The 245-nt window shown below is 49.8% G+C and carries 1 protein-coding gene; it reads left to right on the forward strand.

From position 1 onward, the window contains the following. Nucleotides 1–245 (forward strand): hypothetical protein (locus tag Q5762_RS39355; RefSeq protein ID WP_315897123.1); only part of this gene is annotated, 245 nt, incomplete at both ends.

A 245-nucleotide genomic window follows, 5' to 3' on the forward strand; every position in this document is an offset into this window, starting at 1 on the left:
GTCCGAGGATCGCTACATTCCTGTTGATCCTTTGGTCGGCTACCAGTCTGTTTCCTTTGGTTCAAATGATCGTCTGACTGACTTGGACAACAAAGTCTCTGCTTTGATTGAGCATGTCATTACGCAGCCGGAAAGTCTGAACAAGGGTGTCACGACTATTCCGCAGCGTATGCTCGAACAGCAGATGGCTACTGCTCGTGGTGTTGATGCTTCACAGCTTATGCACCGGACTGCATTCGCCATGA

Origin of the sequence: Streptomyces sp. P9(2023) (assembly GCF_032436795.1) — a bacterium.
GTDB lineage: Bacteria > Actinomycetota > Actinomycetes > Streptomycetales > Streptomycetaceae > Streptomyces.